The 20,882-nt window shown below is 74.2% G+C and carries 18 protein-coding genes; 10 read left to right on the top strand and 8 right to left on the bottom strand.

Annotated elements, in window-relative coordinates; translation table 11 throughout:
• Positions 1-162: 162 nt before the first annotated feature.
• A complete protein-coding gene (locus ACFUK0_RS26775; RefSeq protein WP_380254533.1) occupies positions 163-1,644 on the top strand; it encodes an alkaline phosphatase PhoX in 1,482 nt (493 codons plus the stop codon).
• 73 nt (positions 1,645-1,717) lie between these two features.
• Here ACFUK0_RS26775 and ACFUK0_RS26770 read toward each other — a convergent pair whose 3' ends face one another.
• Positions 1,718-3,337: a PucR family transcriptional regulator gene (locus tag ACFUK0_RS26770; RefSeq protein WP_380254531.1), complete on the bottom strand. Its 1,620-nt coding sequence runs from the start codon at positions 3,335-3,337 to the stop codon at positions 1,718-1,720.
• Positions 3,338-3,595: 258 nt separating this feature from the next.
• Here ACFUK0_RS26770 and pruA point away from each other — a divergent pair, with 258 nt between their 5' ends.
• A complete protein-coding gene (pruA, locus tag ACFUK0_RS26765; protein WP_380254529.1) occupies positions 3,596-5,224 on the top strand; it encodes an L-glutamate gamma-semialdehyde dehydrogenase in 1,629 nt (542 codons plus the stop codon).
• Between the two features lie 90 nt (positions 5,225-5,314).
• Entirely contained in the window at positions 5,315-6,244 is a 930-nt protein-coding gene (locus ACFUK0_RS26760; protein WP_380254527.1) for a proline dehydrogenase family protein, read from the top strand.
• Between the two features lie 129 nt (positions 6,245-6,373).
• Here the strand turns inward: ACFUK0_RS26760 and ACFUK0_RS26755 are convergent, their stop codons facing one another.
• Complete coding sequence (locus ACFUK0_RS26755) at positions 6,374-6,973, bottom strand: GNAT family N-acetyltransferase (RefSeq protein ID WP_380254525.1); 600 nt, start codon at positions 6,971-6,973, stop codon at positions 6,374-6,376.
• Between the two features lie 284 nt (positions 6,974-7,257).
• Between ACFUK0_RS26755 and ACFUK0_RS26750 the strand changes: the two genes are divergently transcribed.
• Entirely contained in the window at positions 7,258-8,289 is a 1,032-nt protein-coding gene (locus tag ACFUK0_RS26750) for a hypothetical protein (RefSeq protein WP_380254523.1), read from the top strand.
• 145 nt (positions 8,290-8,434) lie between these two features.
• Here ACFUK0_RS26750 and ACFUK0_RS26745 read toward each other — a convergent pair whose 3' ends face one another.
• The 3 genes from ACFUK0_RS26745 to ACFUK0_RS26735 form a co-directional block, all read right to left on the bottom strand.
• On the bottom strand, positions 8,435-10,048 hold the full coding sequence (locus tag ACFUK0_RS26745; RefSeq protein WP_380254521.1) for a peptide chain release factor 3: 1,614 nt from the start codon (positions 10,046-10,048) through the stop codon (positions 8,435-8,437).
• Positions 10,049-10,304: 256 nt separating this feature from the next.
• Positions 10,305-11,525 (bottom strand): TerD family protein, encoded by a 1,221-nt coding sequence (locus ACFUK0_RS26740; RefSeq protein WP_380254561.1) that lies wholly within the window; start codon positions 11,523-11,525, stop codon positions 10,305-10,307.
• A 184-nt stretch (positions 11,526-11,709) separates the two neighbouring features.
• A complete protein-coding gene (locus ACFUK0_RS26735) occupies positions 11,710-12,942 on the bottom strand; it encodes a hypothetical protein (protein ID WP_380254519.1) in 1,233 nt (410 codons plus the stop codon).
• Positions 12,943-13,259: 317 nt separating this feature from the next.
• On the opposite strand from ACFUK0_RS26735, the gene ACFUK0_RS26730 reads away from it, so the two are divergent.
• Positions 13,260-13,760, top strand: coding sequence for an SsgA family sporulation/cell division regulator (locus ACFUK0_RS26730; RefSeq protein ID WP_380254517.1), 501 nt, complete (start codon positions 13,260-13,262; stop codon positions 13,758-13,760).
• Here the strand turns inward: ACFUK0_RS26730 and ACFUK0_RS26725 are convergent.
• The 3 genes from ACFUK0_RS26725 to ACFUK0_RS26715 all read right to left on the bottom strand — a co-directional run bounded on the left by ACFUK0_RS26725 (position 13,712) and on the right by ACFUK0_RS26715 (position 16,740).
• Complete coding sequence (locus ACFUK0_RS26725) at positions 13,712-15,160, bottom strand: GAF domain-containing protein (protein ID WP_380254515.1); 1,449 nt, start codon at positions 15,158-15,160, stop codon at positions 13,712-13,714. The genes ACFUK0_RS26730 and ACFUK0_RS26725 overlap by 49 nt on opposite strands.
• Positions 15,161-15,310: 150 nt before the next feature.
• Entirely contained in the window at positions 15,311-16,339 is a 1,029-nt protein-coding gene (locus tag ACFUK0_RS26720) for a M56 family metallopeptidase (RefSeq protein ID WP_380254513.1), read from the bottom strand.
• Complete coding sequence (locus tag ACFUK0_RS26715; RefSeq protein WP_380254511.1) at positions 16,336-16,740, bottom strand: BlaI/MecI/CopY family transcriptional regulator; 405 nt, start codon at positions 16,738-16,740, stop codon at positions 16,336-16,338. The genes ACFUK0_RS26720 and ACFUK0_RS26715 overlap by 4 nt, the downstream gene beginning before the upstream one ends.
• Before the next feature lie 131 nt (positions 16,741-16,871).
• Between ACFUK0_RS26715 and ACFUK0_RS26710 the strand changes: the two genes are divergently transcribed.
• The 5 genes from ACFUK0_RS26710 to ACFUK0_RS26690 all read left to right on the top strand — a co-directional run bounded on the left by ACFUK0_RS26710 (position 16,872) and on the right by ACFUK0_RS26690 (position 20,838).
• Positions 16,872-17,564 (top strand): DedA family protein, encoded by a 693-nt coding sequence (locus ACFUK0_RS26710; RefSeq protein WP_380254559.1) that lies wholly within the window; start codon positions 16,872-16,874, stop codon positions 17,562-17,564.
• Positions 17,561-18,250 (top strand): phosphatase PAP2 family protein, encoded by a 690-nt coding sequence (locus ACFUK0_RS26705; RefSeq protein WP_380254509.1) that lies wholly within the window; start codon positions 17,561-17,563, stop codon positions 18,248-18,250. The genes ACFUK0_RS26710 and ACFUK0_RS26705 overlap by 4 nt, the downstream gene beginning before the upstream one ends.
• A gap of 165 nt (positions 18,251-18,415) precedes the next feature.
• Positions 18,416-18,928: a pyridoxamine 5'-phosphate oxidase family protein gene (locus tag ACFUK0_RS26700; RefSeq protein WP_380254507.1), complete on the top strand. Its 513-nt coding sequence runs from the start codon at positions 18,416-18,418 to the stop codon at positions 18,926-18,928.
• Between the two features lie 98 nt (positions 18,929-19,026).
• Positions 19,027-20,148 (top strand): TIGR03364 family FAD-dependent oxidoreductase, encoded by a 1,122-nt coding sequence (locus ACFUK0_RS26695; RefSeq protein WP_380254505.1) that lies wholly within the window; start codon positions 19,027-19,029, stop codon positions 20,146-20,148.
• 12 nt (positions 20,149-20,160) lie between these two features.
• A complete protein-coding gene (locus ACFUK0_RS26690; protein WP_380254503.1) occupies positions 20,161-20,838 on the top strand; it encodes a phosphonatase-like hydrolase in 678 nt (225 codons plus the stop codon).
• Positions 20,839-20,882 lie beyond the last annotated feature (44 nt).

Here is a 20,882-nt window from a genome sequence, read left to right as displayed (position 1 = left end):
TACGGTCGGCAAATCACCACTCTGGCGAGGTGCCGGATTCACGTGGGGTTCACCTGGACAGCACAGTCTGCTCGTCGTCGGCCTTCGGGACCGGCACCCAGCCCGCTGCGCACCGGAATCCTCGCCCGGGCGGGCGGCCCACTTTCCTCAGGAGTGACTGCCATGTCGCTGTCCCGCCGGGACTTCGTCAACCGTTCGACCCTCGTCGGCGCCGGCGTGCTGATCGCCGGCAGCGCGGAGGCCCTCGCCACCGCCCCCGGTGCGATCGCCGCCCCCGCCGGCGGCACGGCGCAGGCTGCCGAGACCCCTGACGCCGCCCGTGCCGCCGTCGGCTACGGCCCGCTGGTCGCCGACCCGGCCAACCTGCTGGCGCTCCCCAAGGGCTTCAAGTACACCGTGGTCAACCGCGCCGGTGTCACCAAGCTGAAGACCGGCGAGTTCACGCCGAGCAACCACGACGGCACGTCCGCCTTCGAGGACGAGCGCGGCGGCAACCTGCTGGTCGTCAACCACGAGCTGGGCGGCGCGCGCGCCAACTGGCCGAACCCGGTGCCGCTGACCGAGGGTCACGTCTACGACCCGGGCGCGGCCGGCGGCTGCACCATCGTGCACGCCCACGCCAACGGCAAGGTCGAGCAGTGGGTCGGCATCGCCGGCACCGCGACCAACTGCGCCGGCGGCGTCTCCCCGTGGGGCACCTGGCTGTCGGGCGAGGAGACCGAGGACAAGGCCGGCAAGAACGGCTTCACCAAGGACCACGGCTACATCTTCGAGGTCGACCCGTTCGACGACGAGTACAACCTCAACCCGCAGCCGGTCAAGGCGTTCGGCCGCTTCGCGCACGAGGCCGTCGTCGTCGACCCGAAGCGCGGCCACGCCTACCTGACCGAGGACGCGTCCAACCCCAACGGGCTGCTCTTCCGCTGGACCCCGCCGGCCGGCTTCAAGCACGGCCGCTACAAGCTGCGCTCGCTCGCCGCCGACGCCGGCGTGCTGGAGGCCTTCAAGGTCTTCGACTCGCAGGGCAAGCTCGTCGACGACCTCTCCCGCGCCACCCAGGTCGGCACCGTCTACGGCGTCGACTGGGTCCAGGTCCAGGAGCGTGACGCGCAGACCGTCTCCATCCGCAAGCAGTTCAAGGACGGCGAGGTCACCCGCGCCCGCAAGCTGGAGGGCATGTGGTGGGGTGACGGCGGCTTCTACTTCGTCTCCAGCTTCGCCCGCTCGGAGAGCCCGGTCCAGCACGACGGCCAGGTCTGGTTCTACAACCCGACCCGCCGCACCATCACCCTCAAGGTGCTGCTCGGCGTGAACACCGACGTGCTCGGCGACCACGACAACTACGACGGCCCGGACAACATCACGGTCTCGCCGTACGGCGGCATCGTGATCGCCGAGGACGGCGAGGGCGTCAGCCACCTCTTCGGCGCCACCGAGGACGGCCTCGTCTACCCGATCGCGCGCAACGACCTGAACATCGGCACCGAGGCCAAGCCGGAGTTCAGCGAGTTCACCGGCGTCACCTTCTCGGACGACGGCAAGACGCTGTTCGCCAACATCCAGGTGCCGGGCATCCAGCTCGCCATCACCGGCCCGTGGCACCGGCTGAACGAGCACAAGCGCGGCCAGGGCTACGGCGCCTGACCCGCCCGCTGACGACGGACGGCCTGCCGGGAGTGCTCCGGCGGGCCGTTCCGCGTTCCCCCGGCTCCCGCCGTCAGTCCTCGGCGGGCAGCCGGAGCTGGAGCATCGCGAGCAGCCGCTGCTGCGGCTGGGCCAGGTCGATCCCGGTCAGCTGCTCGGCCCGCCGCACCCGGTAGCGCAGGGTGTTGGGGTGGATGTGCAGCGCCTCGGCCGCGACCCGCACCTCGCCCAGCGCGTCCAGCCAGGCCAGCACCGACTCGGCCAGCCGGGTGCGGTGGCGCCGGTCGTACGCGGTGAGGGCCGTCAGCCGGGGGTCGCGCAGCCCCGTCCGCTCCTGGAGCAGCGCCAGCATCTCGCTGACCAGCACCTGCGCCTGGACGTCGATCAGTGCCGCGACCTCCAGGTCGACCCCGCCGCGCTGCATCGCGTCCAGGATCCGGTCGGCCTGCGCCCGGGAGCCGGGGACGGCGGCCAGGCCGTCGACGGTGCCGCCGATGGCCGCCCGCAGCGGCACCCCGAGGTGGTCCCGGGCGGCCTGCACCACCTCCTGGGCCCAGCTGCGGACGGTGGCCACCGGCAGTCCGGCGGGCAGGTCCGGCAGCAGGACGTAGACCCGGGACTCGACCGGTGCGAGCAGCGCGCCGCGGTGCCGGGCGGCGGTGTGCACGGAGATCAGGCCGGTCACCTCGGCCCGGGTCAGCTCCAGGTCGGAGCCCTCCGAGGGGGATCCGGCGGCGTACGCGAGGACGGTGGCGGGGCGGCGCAGGTCCAGGCCCAGGTGGGTGGCCAGCGACTGCGGCCCCGTCGAGCCCTCCAGCAGGCCGGTCAGCAGGGTCTGGGTGAGCCGGACGTCGGCGGACACCTCCCGGCGCCGGCGGACCAGCTGCGAGGCCGCCACCCGGGCCGCGCCGACCAGCGCCTGCTCGGCGAGCGGCGCGAGCGGCTGCGCGCTCTCCTGGACCCAGATGGTGCCCAGCGGCTGGGCGCCCGCGCGGATGCCGATCGCGAGGCGCCGCCGGATGCCCAGATCGGGGTGCGGGTCGACCGCGACCACGCCGTCCGAGGCCCGCAGCTGCTGGAAGACACCCCACTCGCGGAGCTTGGCGAGGTACGGCTCCGGGCCCTGCCGGCCGAGGATGGAGAGCCGCCGCAGGTCGTCCACCTCGTCGGAGTCGGAGGACCGGGAGTAGGCGAGGACGCGGCTGGAGGTGTCCTCGATGGACACGATGCCGCCGGTCAGCACGGCGACGGTCTGGGCGAGCGAGAAGAGGTCCCCGGCGTTCGGCTCGGCGGTGTCGGGTGCGTCCGGGCCGGAGATGATCGCCCGGGCCAGGGAGTCCAGCTGCTCCCAGCGGGTCTCGCGGCGGACGGAGAGCAGTGCCACACCGGCCTCGGCGGCGGCCTCGCGCAGGGCGTCGGCCTGGCCGGGGGCGTCCAGCTTCACGGCGACGGCGGCCGCACCGGCCCGGCCGGCGGCGCGCAGGGCGGGCAGTGCGGCGCGGCCGCGGGCGCCGATCGCGAGGACGAGTTCGCCGGGGGCGGCGGTGGCCGGGTCCTCCGGGTCGAGGATGGCGACGTCGCGGACGGGCACGTCCAGCCCGGCGGGGGCGGCCTGGAGCTCGACCAGCGGCTCGCCGAGCGCCATCAGCAGCCGGCGCAGCGGGATCCCGGTGCTCGGGCCTGGCAGGGTCACCTGGGCCTCCTCGCTCCCGGCCGGCGTTGTCGGACCGGACAACGGCGTACCGACGACCTTAGCCCGTGGGGCAGGGCCGGGGCTCGACGGGAACGCCCCGGGCGCCCGGCGGGGCCCTTCGTCCGATCGGACAACGCCGTACGGATGACTTCGGCCGCCCGGCCAATCAAGTGGAGGCGTCCGGCGGCATAGCGTTCGGTCATGGCCGGTGTGCGATCCACGCCGGTGCCCACCATGACCCGAAGGAGAGCGCGCGCCATGGATGCTGTGACCCAGGTCCCCGCGCCGGTGAACGAGCCGGTCCGCAGCTACGCCCCCGGCAGCCCCGAACGGGCCCGCCTGGAGGCGAAGCTGAAGGAGCTGGGCGGCCAGGAGCCGGTCCAGCTGACCATGACGATCAACGGTGAGCGCCGGATGGGCGGCGGCGCCGAGATCCACGTCGTCCAGCCGCACAACCACGCGGCCAGGCTCGGCACCCTGCGCAACGCCACCCGCGAGGACGCGCAGGACGCCGTCGACACCGCACTCGCCGCCGCTCCGGCGTGGCAGGCGCTCTCCTTCGACTCCCGCGCCGCGATCTTCCTCAAGGCCGCCGACCTGCTGGCCGGGCCCTGGCGCGAGACGCTGGCCGCCGCCACCATGCTCGGCCAGTCCAAGACCGCGCAGCAGGCCGAGATCGACACCCCCTGCGAGCTGGTCGACTTCCTGCGCTTCAACGTGCACTTCGCCCGGCAGATCCTGGCCGAGCAGCCGATCTCCTCCGACGGCGTGTGGAACCGCAGCGACCACCGCCCGCTGGAAGGCTTCGTCTACGCGATCACCCCGTTCAACTTCACCGCCATCGCCGGCAACCTGCCGACCGCCCCGGCGCTGATGGGCAACGTGGTGCTCTGGAAGCCGTCCCCCACCCAGCAGTTCTCCGCGCACCTGCTGATGCAGCTGCTGGAGGCGGCGGGCCTGCCCAAGGGCGTCATCAACATGGTGACCGGCGACGGCCTGGCCGTCTCCGAGGTCGCGCTGAAGCACCCCTCGCTGGCCGGCATCCACTTCACCGGCTCGACCGCGACCTTCCAGCACCTGTGGCGGTCGGTGGGCGAGAACATCGCGGGCTACCGCACCTACCCGCGCATCGTCGGCGAGACCGGCGGCAAGGACTTCCTGGTCGCCCACCCGTCCGCGCACCCGGACGTGCTGCGCACCGCGATGACCCGTGGCGCGTTCGAGTTCCAGGGCCAGAAGTGTTCGGCCCTGTCGCGCGCCTACGTCCCGGCGTCCCTCTGGGCCGGTCTGAAGGACGAGTTCCGCGCCGAGGTCGAGGGCCTCACGATGGGCGACGTCAGCGACCTGTCGAACTTCATGAGCGCCGTGATCGACGAGCGGGCCTTCGCGAAGAACAAGGCCGCGATCGACCGCGCCCAGGCCGACCCGTCGGTCGAGGTGCTGGCCGGCGGCACGTACGACGACTCGGTGGGCTACTTCGTCCGTCCGACCGTGCTGGTCTGCTCGGACCCGGCGTCCGAGTACTTCCGTGACGAGTACTTCGGTCCGATCCTCGCCGTGCACGTCTACGAGGACGACACGTACGACGAGATGCTCGCGCAGATGGAGTCGGCCTCCCCGTACGGCCTGACCGGCGCGATCATCGCCCAGGACCGCGCGGCCGCCCAGGACGCCATGCACAGGCTGCGCTTCGCGGCCGGCAACTTCTACATCAACGACAAGCCGACCGGCGCCGTCGTCGGCCAGCAGCCCTTCGGCGGCGGCCGCGCCTCCGGCACCAACGACAAGGCCGGCGCCAAGCAGAACCTCACCCGCTGGACGTCGACCCGCTCCGTCAAGGAGACCTTCGTCCCGCCGACGGACTACCGCTACCCGCACATGGGCTGAGCCACCCTCCCCGGGGCGGCGGCCCCACCCTCCCGCCGCCGCCCCGCCCCCTTCCCACCGCCGTCCGAAGATTCAGCTCCAGGAGTACCGATGCTCCGTTCCGCCCTCCTCGCCGCGTCCCGCTCCCCGCAGGTGCGCACCGTCGTCGAGAAGTTCCCCCCGACCCACGCCATCGTCGAGCGCTTCGTCGCCGGTGAGCTGCTGGACGACGCCGTCACCGCCTGCGACGAACTCGCCGCCACCGGCCGCAGGGTCACCCTGGACCACCTCGGCGAGGACACCAAGGACGCCGAGCAGGCCGCCGGCACCGCCGAGGCGTACGAGCACCTGCTGACCGCCCTCAAGGACACCGGCCTCGCGGCCGACGCCGAGGTCTCGGTCAAGCTCTCCGCGGTCGGCCAGTTCCTCCCGGTGGACGGCGAGAAGATCGCCCTGGAGAACGCCCGCCGGATCTGCGCGGCGGCCGCCGACGCCGGCACCACGGTCACCCTGGACATGGAGGACCACACCACCACCGACTCCACCCTCGCCATCGCCCGCGAACTGCGCGCCGACTTCCCGTGGTTGGGCGTCGTGCTGCAGGCCTACCTGCGGCGCACCGAGGACGACTGCCGCGAGTTCGCGGCCGCGGGCTCGCGCGTGCGGCTCTGCAAGGGCGCCTACAAGGAGCCCGAGTCGGTGGCCTTCCAGGGCAAGCGCGAGGTCGACCTCGCGTACGTCCGCGCCCTCAAGGTCCTGATGGCGGGCGAGGGTTACCCCATGGTGGCCTCGCACGACCCCAACATGATCAAGATCGCCGGCCAGCTCGCCGAGTGGAGCGGCCGCAAGGCGGACAGCTTCGAGTACCAGATGCTCTACGGCATCCGCCCCGAGGAGCAGCTGCGCCTCGCCGCCGAGGGCAACACCATGCGGGTCTACCTCCCGTACGGGCAGGAGTGGTACGGCTACTTCATGCGGCGCCTCGCGGAGCGCCCGGCCAACCTGACGTTCTTCCTGCGCGCGATGGCCACGCGCGGCTGACACGTCGTCATCAGGCCTGGGGCGACGGCTCGGTGTTCACATCGAAACCGGACGGGGCGGGTGCACTTCGGTGCGCCCGCCCCGTCGTGGTCCGCCGGGGATGACGCCGGGTCGGTCGCCGGGCTCCGTTCAGACGTCCCAGGATCGCGGGCGGTCCAGTGCCTCCCACTCGTGGCGGAGCAGGGACAGCACGGCGACGTCGTGGCGCTGCCCGCGGTGCAGGCAGGCCGACCGGCGGACGCCCTCGTGGACGAATCCCGACTTGGCCAGGACGGCGAGTGCGGCCGTGTTGGTGGTGTGGGTGACCGCCTGGAGGCGGTGCATGGGCAGTTCGCCGAAGGCCAGGTCGGCCAGGGCGTCGACCGCGTCGGTGCCGTAGCCCCTTCCCCGGTGCTGCGGGTCCAGCATCAGGTGGACTTCGGCCAGGCCGTCGGCCAGGGCCTGGTCGACCAGGGCGATGTGGCCGACCGGTGTGCCGTCGGGGAGCAGGACGAGGAAGTCGTCCCGGTCGTTGTCGTCCCGGTCGCGCTCGATCCGCTCGCGGAGGCCGGAGAGGGAGCGCGGCCAGAAGCCGATCTCATGGGCGGCCACCGGATCCGACCGCCAGGCGTGCATCAGCTCGGCGTCGTCGGTGTCGAGAACCGCGAGGCCGATCCCTCGCCCCCGCCAGCACAGTTGCCGGGCCGGCTCTGCTTCCGTCTCCACGGTCTCGTGCTCGCTCTCGATCATGTGCGGAGGCTACGGGGCGGCCGGAGGCGAAGCCACCCGGTTTCCACGGGAGGGCGGGGCGCCTCGATCGGCGCGGTCCGGTGGTGAGGCCGGGTGGGCGGAGCCGCCCGCAGTGGCGTTGCGGAATGTCATCACATGAATGCGGACAGTGCTTTTCCGGTCCCGATTCCGTGTACCGTGGCCGCCATGTGCGGGTTGCCCCTCCCAGAAACGGGGCGAGCCCGGCGGGTGTTAGGAGCACCGGCCGGACTCTTCACCCGCCGAGTGGATAGAGGCCATCGGGGATGCTCAGGAATGTTATCGCGCCCGAGCGCGACTTCACGCAGATCGCCAACGCGCAGGTGTGGGACGACAATCTGTCGGACGCGGCGTTCCGCCTCCTCGTGCGAGCGGTGGCACTGGCACCCGGGCGGCTGCGGACGACGACGGTCACGGAGCTGGCAGCGGGTCTCGCCGGGGGCCGGATCACGATGGACCGGGCACGGCGTCAACTGGCCGGAGCCGGCCTGCTGCACAGCACGCGGTGGCGCGACGCGACCGGGCAGGTGCGGACGGAGTCGCTGGTCTCGAACGTGCCGATCGGCCAGGCCGAGGCGGACGAGCTGTTCGCGGTGCGCTTCGCCGAGGACGGCCCGGACGGCGGACCGGACGACCGCTCGGGCGACTACCCGGACGGCGGACCGGGTGCCGGGGAACGAGGTGCCGGTCGCGCCGCCCTGCGGTCGTCCGGCACAGCCCTCCCTACGGGAGGAACATTGGGTCAGGGGGAGATTTCCCCCCTCCCGTCCCCACGACTCCCGTCCCCACGACCCCCGGCCCCACGACGGCGCAGGCGGCCGGAGCCGGACGGGCCGCCGCTGCGGGAGGCGCCGCTCACGGAGGAGCCGGTGCACGCGGACGGTGATCTGGCGGAGGCCGAGCGGGTGCTGATGTCGTTGCGGCGGAGCGATCAGCGACTGGTCCTCGGCGCCGCCGAAGTGGCGCGGCTGGCGCCGCTGGCCGCCGAGTGGCTGGCCAGGGGCGTGAGTTCGGCGGGCCTGCTGCACGCCCTGACGGCCGGGCTGCCGGTGCAGGTGAAGTGCCCGTCCGCGCTGATGCGTTGCCGCCTGCGGGACAAGATGCCGTCAGCGCTGCGGGCGGTGCCGCTGGTGGCGTGCACGGCCTGCGAACGCGTCTTCCGCCCCGTCGGCGAGGATCGGCGCTGCGCCGGGTGCAGGCAGGCGAACGCCTCCGCCCCCGCTCGGCCGGACGAGGGCGGCGCCGCCACGGCGGGGATCGGCTGGCGCGAGCGGATCGGGATGGTCACGCCGGCCTGACGCCCCGTCGGGCCCCATGGCAGGCCCTGAGAGGGCGCGATGCGGGCGCTCAGGCACTCGTGCCCGGCGCCCGCCCGGGTGGTGGCCGGCCACCACCCGGGCCGCGTGCCGTGCGCAGGAGCCGGGACGACGTCCTGGTGACGTCCTAGTCGGCGGTGGCGATCAGCGGTTGGAGCAGGATGTCGGGCTTGGCGCGCTGGAAGGCGCTCAGGTGCCACTTGTCGGCGAACAGCGCCAGCAGCGCGCCGTCCGAGCGGCGGACGAGCACCTCGGAGTCGGTCAGGCGGGCCTTGGCGAGCTCGGCGGCGCCCTCCGGGTCGGTGACCCGGGCGAGCTTGTAGGAGAGGCGGTCGAGGGTGATCGGGGAGGAGAACTCGTGCTCCATCCGGTGCAGGACGACGTCGAACTGCATCGGGCCGACGGCGGCCATCACCGGGGCCTGGTCGCCGCGTCGGTCGGAGACCAGCATCTGGACCACGCCCTCCTCGTCCAGCTGGGAGACGCCCTTGCGGAACTGCTTGGACCGGCTGATGTCCTTCGGCCGGGCCACCGCGAAGTACTCGGGGGCGAACGCGGGCAGGGCCGGGAACTCCGCCTTCTTGCCGGTGTAGAGGGTGTCGCCGACCCGCAGCGCGCTCGCGTTGATCAGGCCGACCACGTCGCCGGGGTAGGCAGTGTCGACGACGGTGCGCTCGGCGCCGAAGACGGTCTGCGCGTACTTGGTGGCGAAGGAGCGGCCGCTGGCGGCGCGGGTGACGTTCATGCCGCGCTCGAAGACGCCGGAGCAGACCCGGACGAAGGCCATCCGGTCGCGGTGGGCCGGGTCCATGTTCGCCTGGATCTTGAAGACCAGGCCGGAGAACTCCTCGGTGACCTCACGGGCGCCGCCCTTGGCGAGCGGGCGCGAGGCGGGGGAGGGGGCGAGGTCGACGACGGCGTCCAGCAGCAGCTTCACGCCGATGTTGCTGAGCGCGGAGCCGAAGAAGACGGGGGTGACCTTGCCCTCCTCGAAGGCCTCCTGGTCGTAGCCGGGGCCGGAGGACAGCACCAGCTCCAGTTCCTCCAGCGCGGTCTCCCAGACCTCGCCCTCGCGCTCGGTGGCCTGCTCGGCGGTGAGCTGCTCCTCCAGGGCGGCGTGCGTGCCGCCGGGCACCTTGGTGAAGCGCAGCATCTCGTCGGTGTTGTCGGCCCGGACGAGTCCGCGCAGGTCACCGGCGCCGCCGACCGGCCAGACGACCGGGACGGGGACGATGCCGAGGTGGGTCTCGATGTCCTCCAGCAGGGTGAGCGCCTCGCGGCCGCGGCGGTCCCACTTGTTGATGAAGGTGATCACCGGGACGCCGCGGTGGCGGCAGACCGCGAACAGCTTGCGGGTCTGCTCCTCCAGGCCCTTGGCCGCGTCGATCAGCATGATCGCGCAGTCGACGGCGGCGAGTACCCGGTAGGTGTCCTCGGAGAAGTCGGCGTGGCCGGGGGTGTCGACGAGGTTCATCACGTGGCCGCGGTAGCCGAACTGGAGGGCCGCCGAGGTCACCGAGATGCCGCGCTCGCGCTCCAGTTCCATCCAGTCGCTGGTGACGCCCTTGCGGGCGCCCTGGCCGTGCACGGCGCCGGCCGAGGTGATCGCCCGGGCGTGCAGGGCGAGGGCCTCGGTGGTGGTGGACTTGCCCGCGTCGGGGTGGCTGATCACGGCGAAGGTGCGGCGGCGGCCGGCCTCGTCGACGATCCGGGCGACCGGGATGGACTGCTCGTTGCTCACGTGATTCCTCAGGTACCGGTAGACGTCAGGCCGGGTGACGCCTCTCCGTACCTGCTGAGCCGGATTCCTGGTCCGCACGGCTCACGGGGCCAGTCTAGTGGGCGAGGCGCCGCAACCCCGAACGGCCCTGGTGCGGCCCTGTTCCCCGGCCCCGTACCCGGCCCCGGGGAACAGGGGCCGTGAGCGGGCCGGACCAGGGCCGCACCAGGGCCGTCCGGAGCCGGCGGGGCCTGAGCCGACGGGGCCGGGCCGGGCGTCAGAGCATCGCGGACGCGGGCTTGACCATGGCGCGGGCGGTCTTGGCGTCCACGTACTCGCCGATCGCGGTCATCACCCACTCGCCGGAGAACTGGCGGACGAGCTTGCACATCACCACGCCGGTGTGCGCCTCGGACTGGGTGAGGTCGAAGCGGACCAGCTCCTGGCCGGAGCCCGCGTCCAGCAGGCGGCAGTAGGCGTTCTTCACGGCGGTGAACTTCTGGCCGGAGAAGGAGTTGACCACGAAGACCAGGCCGCAGGCCTCGGGCGGCAGCCCGTCCAGGTGGACGGTGATCGACTCGTCGTCGCCGGAGCCCTCGCCGGTCAGGTTGTCGCCGGAGTGCGCGATGGCGCCGTTGAAGATCGACAGCTTCATGAACCAGGCGGTCTCGATCTTGTTGCGCTGGGCGTCGAACGCGATGCAGGAGGCGTCCAGGTCGACGTTCCGGCCGCCGGCGGCCGGCTCCCAGCCCAGGCCCATCCGGACCGAGGCGAGGAACGGCTTGCCGTTCTTCTCCAGCGAGACCGAGCCGCCCTTGGCGAGGCTGACCTTGCCCTTGTCCAGGGTGATCTTCGTGAACGAGGGCGCGGTGGACGGCGGCGCGGGCGGCGCGGGCGGTGCGGCCGGCCTGGTCGGCGTGCCGTGCGCCGGAGTGGGCGCGGTGGTGGGCATCGGCGGGGCCTGGACGGGCCGGGCCGGAGCGGCCTGCGGCGCGGGGGCGGGCTCCTCCTCGACCGAGACGCCGAAGTCGGTCGCGATGCCGGCCAGCCCGTTGGCGTAGCCCTGCCCGACGGCGCGGACCTTCCAGGCGCCGCCGCGCTGGTAGACCTCGACCACGACCAGGGCGGTCTCGCGGTCCAGCCGGGGCGGGGTGAAGGTCGCGAGCACGGCGCCGGTGGCGGCGTCCCGGACGGTCGCGGTCGGCTCGATGCCGGCGAAGGTCACGCCGGACTCGTCCGGGCTGGCCGTCACCACGATCTTGGTGATCGCGGCGGGGACGGCGGCGGTGTCGATGATGATCGCGTCCGCCGAGCCGCCGCCGGCCGGGCGGTGCGTGACGCCCGGGCCGTTCGGGGCGTTGAAGAACACGAAGTCGGCGTCCGAACGGACCTTCCCGGCGTCGGTCAGCAGCAGTCCCGAGACGTCCAGTGCCTTGGGCGCGGTCACCTCGACGGTGACCCGGGTGGCGGTCAGCGGGGCGTTGGCGCCCTGGGTCAGGACCGTGGTCACGGGGATCCTCCAGAGAAGCGATGGTGGGACGCGGTGCGGCCGACACACCGGATGGATCCACAGTAACGAACGCGTGTGGCAAAAAGACCGGCCGACGGGCGGGTTCTGTCGGATCGTCGGACCGGACGGCCGCGCCGCCGGGCGCCCCGGGCCGTCGAACGGCGGGCGGGCCTCAGAACGCCCGCGGGCTACCGGACGGTACGGGCACCGGTGCGGCGGTGGCAGGGGCGGCCGTGGCGGCCGCGGGCTGCTCGAAGCCGCCGAGCGCGGCCACCGCGCGCGGGGTGAGGATGCCGAAGGCGGAGGCCGTCCAGGTTGCCGACGCCGCCCGGGGGCGGGTGGGCAGGGCAGGCGGGGTGGGCAGGGCAGGCAGGGCGGGCGTCGCGGTGGGAGACGGCTGCGGGGTGGCGGTCGGCCTCGCGGGTGCGGTGGCGGGCCCGGCCGTGGGCTGCGCGGCGGCGGGCAGGAGGCCCCGCACGCCGAAGGTGTAGCTGCCCGGTCGGACGTCCGCCCCGGCGGGGGCGGCGAAGCGGTAGACCAGGGCGTCGTGCTCCTGCGACATCGTCATCTCCGCGCCGGCCAGGTTCGTCCACGCCGTGGTGCCCGGCGCGATCTCGGCCGGGTTGAGGCGGAACTCGGCCTGCAGGGCGGTCAGCGGCTCGGTCACGGTCAGGCCGAGGATGTAGCGGGTGCCGTCGAGGCCGAGCTTCTCCACGGTGGCCGCGCCGGACAGCGCCTTGTCGAAGGCGCTGTGCTGGGGCGCCAGCGGGGCCTGCCCGGCGGGCTTCGGCAGGGCCGGTGCGGGCGGGGCGCTCGGCGCGGCTGCGGTGGGAGGCGCCGTCGGCGCGGCGGGGGCGGTGTGCTCCGGGCAGGCGGCCGCGAGTTCCGGCCGGGCCGGTGCGGGCGCCTCGGTCATGGCCGGCGTGGGCGCCGGCGTCACCGTGGGGGACGGGGAGGGGGAGGCGCTCGCGGGTGTCTCCGGGGTGGAGGGCGAGGGCGAGGGCACGGCCGCGCGCGGCGTGGTGCGCTCGCCGGAGCGCGAGCCGGGTGCGCCGCTGCCCGCCTCGGTGGCCCGGAAGGAGGGTGCGCCGTTGGTGGCGGCGGCGCTGGCCGGGGCGGCGTCGGTCCGCGGTGCCTGCTGGTCGTCGGGGCGCGGGCTGGGCGGCGGGGTCGCGCCGACGGCGGCGAACCCGGCGCGGCGGCCGACGGCCTGCTGCTCGTTCAGCAGCCAGGTGGTGGCGATGCTGAGCCCGACCACGGTGGACATCGCCATCGCGGCGCCGGAGAATCGCAGGGTGGGCAGCCGGAATCGCCCGCCGAACGGCTTCGGCCGGCTGTGCCGTCCCTGCCGCGCGGGCTGTTCGTCCGGGCGGGGCTCCGCCGCGGTGACCTTCCGGAGAACCACCGGAGCTCCTTCCTCCCCTGTGCTGGCCGCATTCTGCCATGGACACGCAAATTTGTCCGCGAAGGGCGGCAGCGGGCGTCCATCCGTCCCGTACGCGTGGGCAGGGGCACGAGAGTACCAGCGACCGGGGCTATCCCGGCCGACCGTGCGCGAAGCCGGTCGAGGTCTGGATGATGCTCCGGTGCACCACAGTTGACGGTCCGTCTGATAAGCCCATGTTGCCTCAGAGGCATTAATGCAACCTCCTTGCAACCTTTGCCCGGCCGCGCGGGCTGACGCATGGTGGGGGCACCCCCAGCCGTACCGGAGAGATAGTCATGCCGCGCGACCCTCTGCCCGCACCCTCCGATGCCCCTCTCGCCGCTACCCCCACGGGCGGCGATGAGGAAGGCTCCACCGCCGCTCCGGCGGCGGTGGAGGAGGTGCTCACCATGCGTATCGCGCTCGGCGACGAAGCGGTCGGCGATGTCCGCACCCGGTTCAGGTTCGACCCGCAGCGGCCCTACGAGGTGCTGCTGACCTTCCATCTGGGCCGCCTGGACGAGGCCGACTGGGTGTTCTCCCGGGACCTGCTGCGCGAGGGCCTGACCACACTGAGCGGGCACGGCGACGTGAAGCTCTGGCCCGCGTACTGCCCCTGCCACGGCTCGACCCTGCACGTGGCGCTGGAGTCGCCGCACGGCAGCGCGCTGCTGGAGGTCGCCAAGCCGAAGGTGCAGGACTGGCTGGACCGGACGTACGCCGCGGTGTCCGCCTCGGCCGAGGCGGCCTACGGCCCGACCGACGCCCAGTTCGCCGCACTGCTCGCCGAGGACTGACCGGTCGGCCCGTCCGCAGGCCCGCCCGGCGTGCGCGCCCCGGGGACGGACGGCAGCCGGAGCGTGCCGGCCGCGAGCCGCGCACGCAGCCGGCGGACGGCGGGCGCCGAGGACGCGGGCAGCAGGTCGTACGGGTCGTCGGGGCCGGTCACCCCGACCACCACGGACGGCGCGAAGCGGTACGGCCGGTGCGCGAGCAGCCCCCCGAGGTAGCGCCGCAGCCGGGACAGCTCGGCCCGGACGGTCACCGTGCGGCCCGCGTCACCGAACAGCGCGTCGGCGAGCTGCGCCGCGCTCCGGCCCTCCCGGTGGGTGGCCAGCAGGAGCAGCAGCTCGGCGTGCCGGGGGCTGAGCGCGTGCGACCAGGTGCCCGCGGCCCCGTCGACCGAGAGTTCCGGGCGCTCCGGGCGGCGCAGGTCCAGCCGGACCCGGGCGCCCTCGGCCTGCTCGGCGGTCTCCGCCCCGGCGTCCGACGCGGCCGCGTCCGGGCTGCCGAGCGGTCGCACCAGCCACCCGCCGCCGAGCGGCTCGACGGCGCACTGCCCGAGGCTCGGCAGCCAGTGGACGGCGGAGGAGCCCCAGCCCTCGGACGGCAGCCGCAGCCGGTTGGCCGGCGGCAGGCCGGTCGCGGCGGCCGTCCAGCCGTCGGCGTCGACGACCAGCGCGGGGCCGGTCACCTTGGCGAGCAGCGGGGTGGCGAGCGTGCGCAGTTGGTGCAGCGACTCCAGCCGGCGGGCGCGCAGCTCGGCCTCGGCGAGCCGGGCGGCCGTGGTGGTCAGCCTGAGCAGGTAGGGCTGGGCGCCGCGGGCCGGGGCACTGATGTTGATCACGCCGGCCAGCCGGCCCGTCCGGGGGTCGTGGACGGGGGCGGCGACGCACGTCCAGGAGTGGTGGCTGCGCAGGTAGTGCTCGGCGGAGTGCACCTGCATCGGGCGCTCGGCGCGCAGGGTGGTGCCGATGCCGTTGGTGCCGACGTTCTCCTCCACCCAGCGTGCGCCGATCAGGAATCCGATCCGGTCGGCGCTGCGGCGCAGCTGCCGCTCGCCCTCGTGCCACAGCACGTGGCCCTCGGCGTCGGCGATGGCGAGGATCAGCGGGGAGTCGGCGAGCGGGTCGAGCAGGGTGTCGCGCAGGACGCCCATCACCTGGTCGAGTCCGCTGGCGTGGCGGCGGTGCTCCACCTCGGCCGGGCCCAGGTGGACGGTGGCGGCCCCGCGGTCGGGGTCGAGGCCGAGCCGGCGCAGCCGGTCCCAGGAGTCGCCGATCTCGGGACGCGGGGCGGGGGCGTCGGCGTCACCGGTGGCGGCGCCCTCGTGGACGGCGGCCAGGGCGGCCGGAGTGGCGGGGTCGGCCGCGTCGTGTCCGGCCGGCTTCGGGCTGCTCCGCCGGGTCTGCCGCACTCCGCTTCCCCCAGGCCGTAGTCCGCAGGCACGTCGTGGTTGACGCCTCGACGAGAGCCTACGGCGGGAGGGCGGCCTGCGGGGATGCTGTTCCCAAATGTGACCTACCGACCGGTATGTCTGCCCTGTCGGGCAGTACGGAGGGTGCGGTCAGTGGTTCGCGCCGCCCGTCGGAGTGAACGCCGGGGTGAACGTCGGAGTGAATTGCGAGGTCTGTGCCGACTCGACGGTGCGGTGCAGGTCGCTGGTCGCGTCCAGGGCGGCGGCGGTGGTCAGCGCCAGGCAGGCCGCGAGGGCGAGCGCCGCGGCGCTGCGGCGGCGGGTGCCGGACTGCGGGCGGGGGTGCAGCAGGGCCGCCACCCGGCGGGGCACGGGCCCCGAGTGCGCGGCGGGGACGAGCCGGGGCCTGGCCGGCCAGGGCGCGCGGCTCGCGGCGAGCGCCGCCCGGCCCACGGCGCGCGCGGTGACGGTGCGGTCGCCGACCGAGACGGCGGCGGCCTCGTCCGCCCAGCGCTCCAGGTGGTAGCCGAGCGGCGTGCGGAGCAGCCGCAGCGCCGGGTGCACGGCGGCGGCGTACGCGGCGGCGGTCAGGAACACGTGGTGCCGGCCGCTCAGGTGGGCCCGCTCGTGGGCGAGCAGCGCGGCGCGCTCGGGCGCGGACAGTGCGCGCAGCATCCCCGCGGTCACCACGACCCGCCCCGGGCGCCCGGGGAGCGCGAAGGCGTCCGCCCGGTCGTCCGCGAGGACGGCGAGCGGGTGGTCGCCGGGTGCCAGCAGGCCGCGCAGCGCGGCCAGCGGGTCGAACGGCTCCGGCGCCGGGTCGCCGAGGGCTTCGCGGGCGCGCCGCAGGTCGCGGCTGCGGCCGCGGGCGACCCGGCCGCCGAGGACGGCCGACACCGTGAGGGCCAGGGCGGCGAGGGCGGCGGGCAGTGCGGCGCCGGGGGTGGCGGCCGCGAGCCAGTGCGGGGAGAGGTGGCCGAGCGCGGCGACCGGCGGGAGCCGGAGCAGGCCCGCGGCGGCGAGCAGTCCGAGCGAGCAGAGGGTGGCGCCGGCCAGGACGGCGGCGGTGCCGGCCAGGACCCAGGCGGCGGCCCGCGGCGGCAGGGCGTCGGCGAGCAGCCGGGCCGGCGCCACGGCGAGCAGGGGCAGCAGCAGGGGTACCCAGACGGCGATGTTCACCTCGGGCCCGGCCCGTCGCCGGCGGATCCGGCCACGCCGTCGCCGAGGAGGTCGCGCAGCAGGCGCTCGTCCTCGTCGGAGAGGTCGGAGACGAACCGGGCGAGCACGGTGGGGCGGTCCGCGCCGCGCTCCAGCTCGGTGCGCATCCGGCGGGCGGCGAGGCCGGCCGGGTCCTGGACGGTCGGGGTGTAGGCGTACGAGCGGCCCGTCCTGGTCCGCTCGACGGTGCCCTTGTCGTACAGCCTGGCCAGGATGGTGGCGATGGTCGTCCGGGCGAGGTCGGCCCCGAGGGCGGCCTGGACGTCCTGCGGCGCGAGCGGCCGCCCGGCTGCCCAGAGTGCGGCCAGCACCTCGGATTCGAGCTCCCCGGAGGGACGGCGGGCCGACGGTACCTCAGTCATGTCGACGTTTCCTCCAGCCTTCGTCTACAGTCACGTAGACCGTCTACGTCACTGTAGACGGTCGGGGCGCGCCGCGCAGCGCCGCCCCCAAACGTACGGGAGGTCCGCCAGCCTTGCTCCAGTCGCCCGCCCTGCAGGCTCTTCACCTTCAGGCCGCCCAGCTCCCCGGCCCGCCGGGCGGCAGCCCGCTGGCGGTCAACCTGCTCGACGCCTCGTCGCTGCTCGCCGCCTTCGGCGCCCTCGGCATCGCCGTCATCCTCTTCGCCGAGACCGGCCTCCTGGTCGGCTTCTTCCTGCCCGGCGACTCGCTGCTGTTCACGGCCGGGCTGCTCTGCGTGCCCGGTGCCACCTCCGGCCCCCAGCTGCAGCTCTACCAGGTGCTGCCCGCGGCCGTGATCGGCGCCCTCGTGGGCGCCCAGGTCGGCTACCTGATCGGCCGCCGGGGCGGCCGTGCGCTGCTGCGCCGCTCGTCCAGGAAGAGCCTGCACCAGGGCGTCGACCGGGCCGAGGAACTGCTCGCCCGGTACGGCTACGGCAAGGCGATCGTGCTGGCCCGCTTCATCCCGGTCGTGCGCACCGTGCTCAACCCGCTGTGCGGAGTGCTGGAGGTTCCGCTCCGGACCTTCACCCTCTGGCAGGTCGTCGGCGGCACCGTGTGGGCCGTCGGAGTGACGATGGCCGGTTACGGGCTCGGCTCGTCCGTGCCCGGTATCGACCGTTATCTGCTACCCGTCATCGGTCTGGTAGTAGTGGTCTCCGTGATCCCCATCGTTCTCGAACTGTTCCGTGCCCGTAAGGCCCGTCGCGGCGGAGGTGACGTGTGACAGCCGTACTGCCGCCCGCCCTCCTCGCCTACGACGGCAGCGGCCTCGACGGCGGCCTCTACACCCGGGTCATCGGGTGGGCGGGCGGTGCCCCGGACTGGCTCGACCAGCTGGTCCGGGTGTGGTCCGCGATCGGCCTCGGCCTGTTCGCGGTGCTGATGGTGCACGCGTGGTGGCGGGCGCGCGGCGCCGACCCGGCGGTGATGGCCAGGGTGCTGGCCTCGCCGCTGATCGTGGTCGTCGCGTACGTCGTCAACTCGGCGTTCAAGAGCCTCGTCCAGGAGGTGAGACCCTGCGCGCAGATCACCGGCAGCGTCACCCTGGAGACCTGCCCGGGCGCCGGCGACTGGTCGTTCCCGAGCAACCACTCGGTGATCGCCTTCGCCGCCGCCGCGGCCCTCTGGGTCGCCTACCGCGGCCTCGGCCTCACCGCGCTCGCCCGGGCGGGCTGGATCGCCGCCGCCCTGATGGCCCTCTCCCGGGTCTGGGTCGGCGTGCACTACCCGCACGACGTCCTGGTCGGTGCCCTCGTCGGCACCCTGGTCGGCGTCCCACTGGCCGTCGCGGCGGGCCGGGCCGCACCCCTCGTCGACCGGGCGCGCGGCGGACCGCTGGGCGCCCTGCTCGGCGCCGGGCCGGTCGCCGCCGCCGCCGGCGGGAGTCCGCTGGAGACGCGCTCACGCTGAAATCCCTTCCGCCTCACGAGCCCCGTTCCGCTCTTGTGCGGGCGGGGCGCGCGGGGAGAGCATGAGAGCCGGGCGAGGGCCCCCGTACAGCGGGAGCCGCGCCCGGCTCTTTCGTCCGAGGTCGTTCGAGGTTCGTACGAAGTCGTTCCAGCGGAGGGATGCGCCATGCCGTACCGGCTCGACATCACGCAGGGCGAGTGGCCCGCCGAGGATTTCCGCAAGGGCGTCGAAGGAATCCTGGCCGAGAGCATGGTGCTCACCCTGGCCACCGCCGGCCCCGAACGCGGGCCGCACGCCAACCTCGCGTTCTTCGCCTACGACGACAACCTGGTGCTCTACTTCGTCAGCGAGCGCTCCACCCGGCACAGCCTGCACCTCGCCGAGGAGGCGAGAGCCGCGGCGACCGTCTTCGTGCCGCCGCCGGTCTACGCCGAGCAGCTGCGCGGCGTCCAGCTGACCGGCAGCGCCTGCGAGGCCTGGGGCCGGCAGGCCGAGGCCGCGCTCGCCGCCTACCAGGGGCGCTACCCCTCCTTCGCGCAGGATCCCGAGGTCCGCGAGCAGTTCCTCGGCGGGGCCGGGGCGGCGGCGCTCTACCGGTTCCAGGTGGAGGAGCTGACGGCGGTCGACGAGCCGCAGTTCGGGCGGCGCAACTACCTCCGGGCGACGGTCCTACGCTGACCCGTATCCCTGGTTGTCTGTACAACTTTTCGGGCTCATTCACCTGCACGCCGTGAGCGCGACGACCTGCGTCCACCTCCAGGCACCAGCCTGGCCGCATGAGAGTCATCGTCGTAGGAGCAGGCGTGCTCGGCAGCATGCACGCCTGGCAGGCCGTCGAACGCGGCCACGAGGTCGTCCACCTGGAGCGCGAGAGCGAGGCGCGCGGCGCGTCCGTCCGCAACTTCGGCCTGATCTGGGTCAGCGGCCGGGCCGCCGGACCGGAACTCGCCACCGCGCTGCGCGCCCGCGAACTGTGGGAGCGGATCGGCGAACAGGTGCCCGCCCTGGGCTTCCGCGCCAACGGATCGCTCACCGCCGTCCGCACCGAGGCCGAACTCGCCGTCGCCGAGCAGGCACTGACCCTGCCCGACGCCGCCGACCGCGGCTACCGGCTGCTCGACCCCGAGGAAGCCCGCGCCGCCAACCCCGCCCTGCGCGGGAAACTGCTCGGCGCCCTGCACTGCTCCCGGGACGCGGCCGTCGAACCCCGCACCGCCCAGCCCGCCCTGCGCGCGGCCCTCGCGGCGAGCGGCCGCTACACCTTCCTGCCCGGGCGCGAGGTCCGCGAGGTGACCGGCGAGCACGCCGTCCGCGACGACCACGGCGACACCCACACCGGCGACCTGGTCATCCTCTGCACCGGTGCCTGGACCGGCGGCCTGGTCCGCGAACTCGCCCCCGCCCTGCCCGTCCGCCGCGTCCGCCTGCAGATGATGCAGACCGACCCGCTCGGCGAAACCCTCACCACCTCCGTCGCCGACGGCGACAGCTTCCGCTACTACCCGGCCTTCGCCGGCACCGCACTGGAGCAGCTCAAGGCCGTCCAGCCGCAGCCGCCGGTCGCCGCCGAGCACAAGATGCAGCTGCTGATGGTCCAGCGCAAGGACGGCGGCCTGACCATCGGCGACACCCACGAGTACGACCAGCCCTTCGGCTTCGACGTCGACGAGGACCCGTACGAGCACCTCGCCGCCGTCGCCGAGGACCTGCTCGGCCGCCCGCTGCCGCGGATCCGCCGCCGCTGGGCCGGCGTCTACGCCCAGTGCACCGACACCACCCGCGTCGTCCACCGCGAACAGCTCCGCGACGGCGTCTGGCTGGTCACCGGCCCCGGCGGCCGCGGCATGACCTGCTCCCCGGCCATCGCCGAGACCACCGCCGAACTCGCCAACCTCTAGGGACCCGTGAACATGAGCACCGACATCCGCCTGGTCGTCCTCGACATGGCCGGCACCACCGTCGCCGACGACGGCCTCGTCGAACAGGCCTTCAAGGCCGCCGCCGGCACCCTCGGCGTCGAGGCCGGCAGCCCCGAGCACCAGCGCATGCTGGAGCACGTCCGCCTCACCATGGGCGAGTCGAAGATCTCCGTCTTCCGCCACCTCTTCGGCGACGAGGACAGGGCCCAGCGCGCCAACCTCGCCTTCGAGGCCGCCTACCACGACCTCGTCGACGCCGGCCACTGCGCCGCCCTCCCCGGCGCCGCCGACGCCATCGCCGAACTCCGCGCCCAGGGCCGCAAGGTCGTCCTCACCACCGGCTTCAGCCGCGCCACCCAGGACCGCATCCTCGCCGCCCTCGGCTGGCAGGACATCGCCGACCTCACCCTCTGCCCCGCCGAGGCGGGCCGCGGCCGCCCCTACCCCGACCTCGCCCTCACCGCCCTGCTGCGCACCGGCACCGACTCCGTCCGCCAGACCGCCGTCGCCGGCGACACCGGCTACGACATGCTCACCGGCACCCGGGCCGGCGCCGCCGTCGTGGCCGGCGTCCTCACCGGCGCCCACCGCGAGGACCGCCTGCGGGCGGACGGCGCCACCCACGTCCTCGGCTCGATCGCCGAGCTGCCGGGGCTGCTCGCGGGCTGAGCGGCCCCACCGTACGGAGCCCGCGCGGGGCGGCCTGCCCGCCC

The organism is Kitasatospora sp. NPDC057223, from assembly GCF_042669755.1.
Taxonomy (GTDB): Bacteria; Actinomycetota; Actinomycetes; order Streptomycetales; family Streptomycetaceae; genus Kitasatospora.
The sequence above is the reverse complement of the archived record's forward strand: the minus strand, read 5'-3'. Positions and strand labels throughout refer to the sequence as shown.

Coding starts and splice junctions, on each gene's coding strand:
- ACFUK0_RS26775 (WP_380254533.1), top strand. CDS start 163: ATGTCGCTGTCCCGCCGGGACTTCGTCAACCGTTCGACCCTCGTCGGC.
- pruA (WP_380254529.1), top strand. CDS start 3,596: ATGGATGCTGTGACCCAGGTCCCCGCGCCGGTGAACGAGCCGGTCCGC.
- ACFUK0_RS26760 (WP_380254527.1), top strand. CDS start 5,315: ATGCTCCGTTCCGCCCTCCTCGCCGCGTCCCGCTCCCCGCAGGTGCGC.
- ACFUK0_RS26755 (WP_380254525.1), bottom strand. CDS start 6,973: ATGATCGAGAGCGAGCACGAGACCGTGGAGACGGAAGCAGAGCCGGCC.
- ACFUK0_RS26750 (WP_380254523.1), top strand. CDS start 7,258: ATGCTCAGGAATGTTATCGCGCCCGAGCGCGACTTCACGCAGATCGCC.
- ACFUK0_RS26730 (WP_380254517.1), top strand. CDS start 13,260: ATGCCGCGCGACCCTCTGCCCGCACCCTCCGATGCCCCTCTCGCCGCT.
- ACFUK0_RS26715 (WP_380254511.1), bottom strand. CDS start 16,740: ATGACTGAGGTACCGTCGGCCCGCCGTCCCTCCGGGGAGCTCGAATCC.
- ACFUK0_RS26700 (WP_380254507.1), top strand. CDS start 18,416: ATGCCGTACCGGCTCGACATCACGCAGGGCGAGTGGCCCGCCGAGGAT.
- ACFUK0_RS26695 (WP_380254505.1), top strand. CDS start 19,027: ATGAGAGTCATCGTCGTAGGAGCAGGCGTGCTCGGCAGCATGCACGCC.
- ACFUK0_RS26690 (WP_380254503.1), top strand. CDS start 20,161: ATGAGCACCGACATCCGCCTGGTCGTCCTCGACATGGCCGGCACCACC.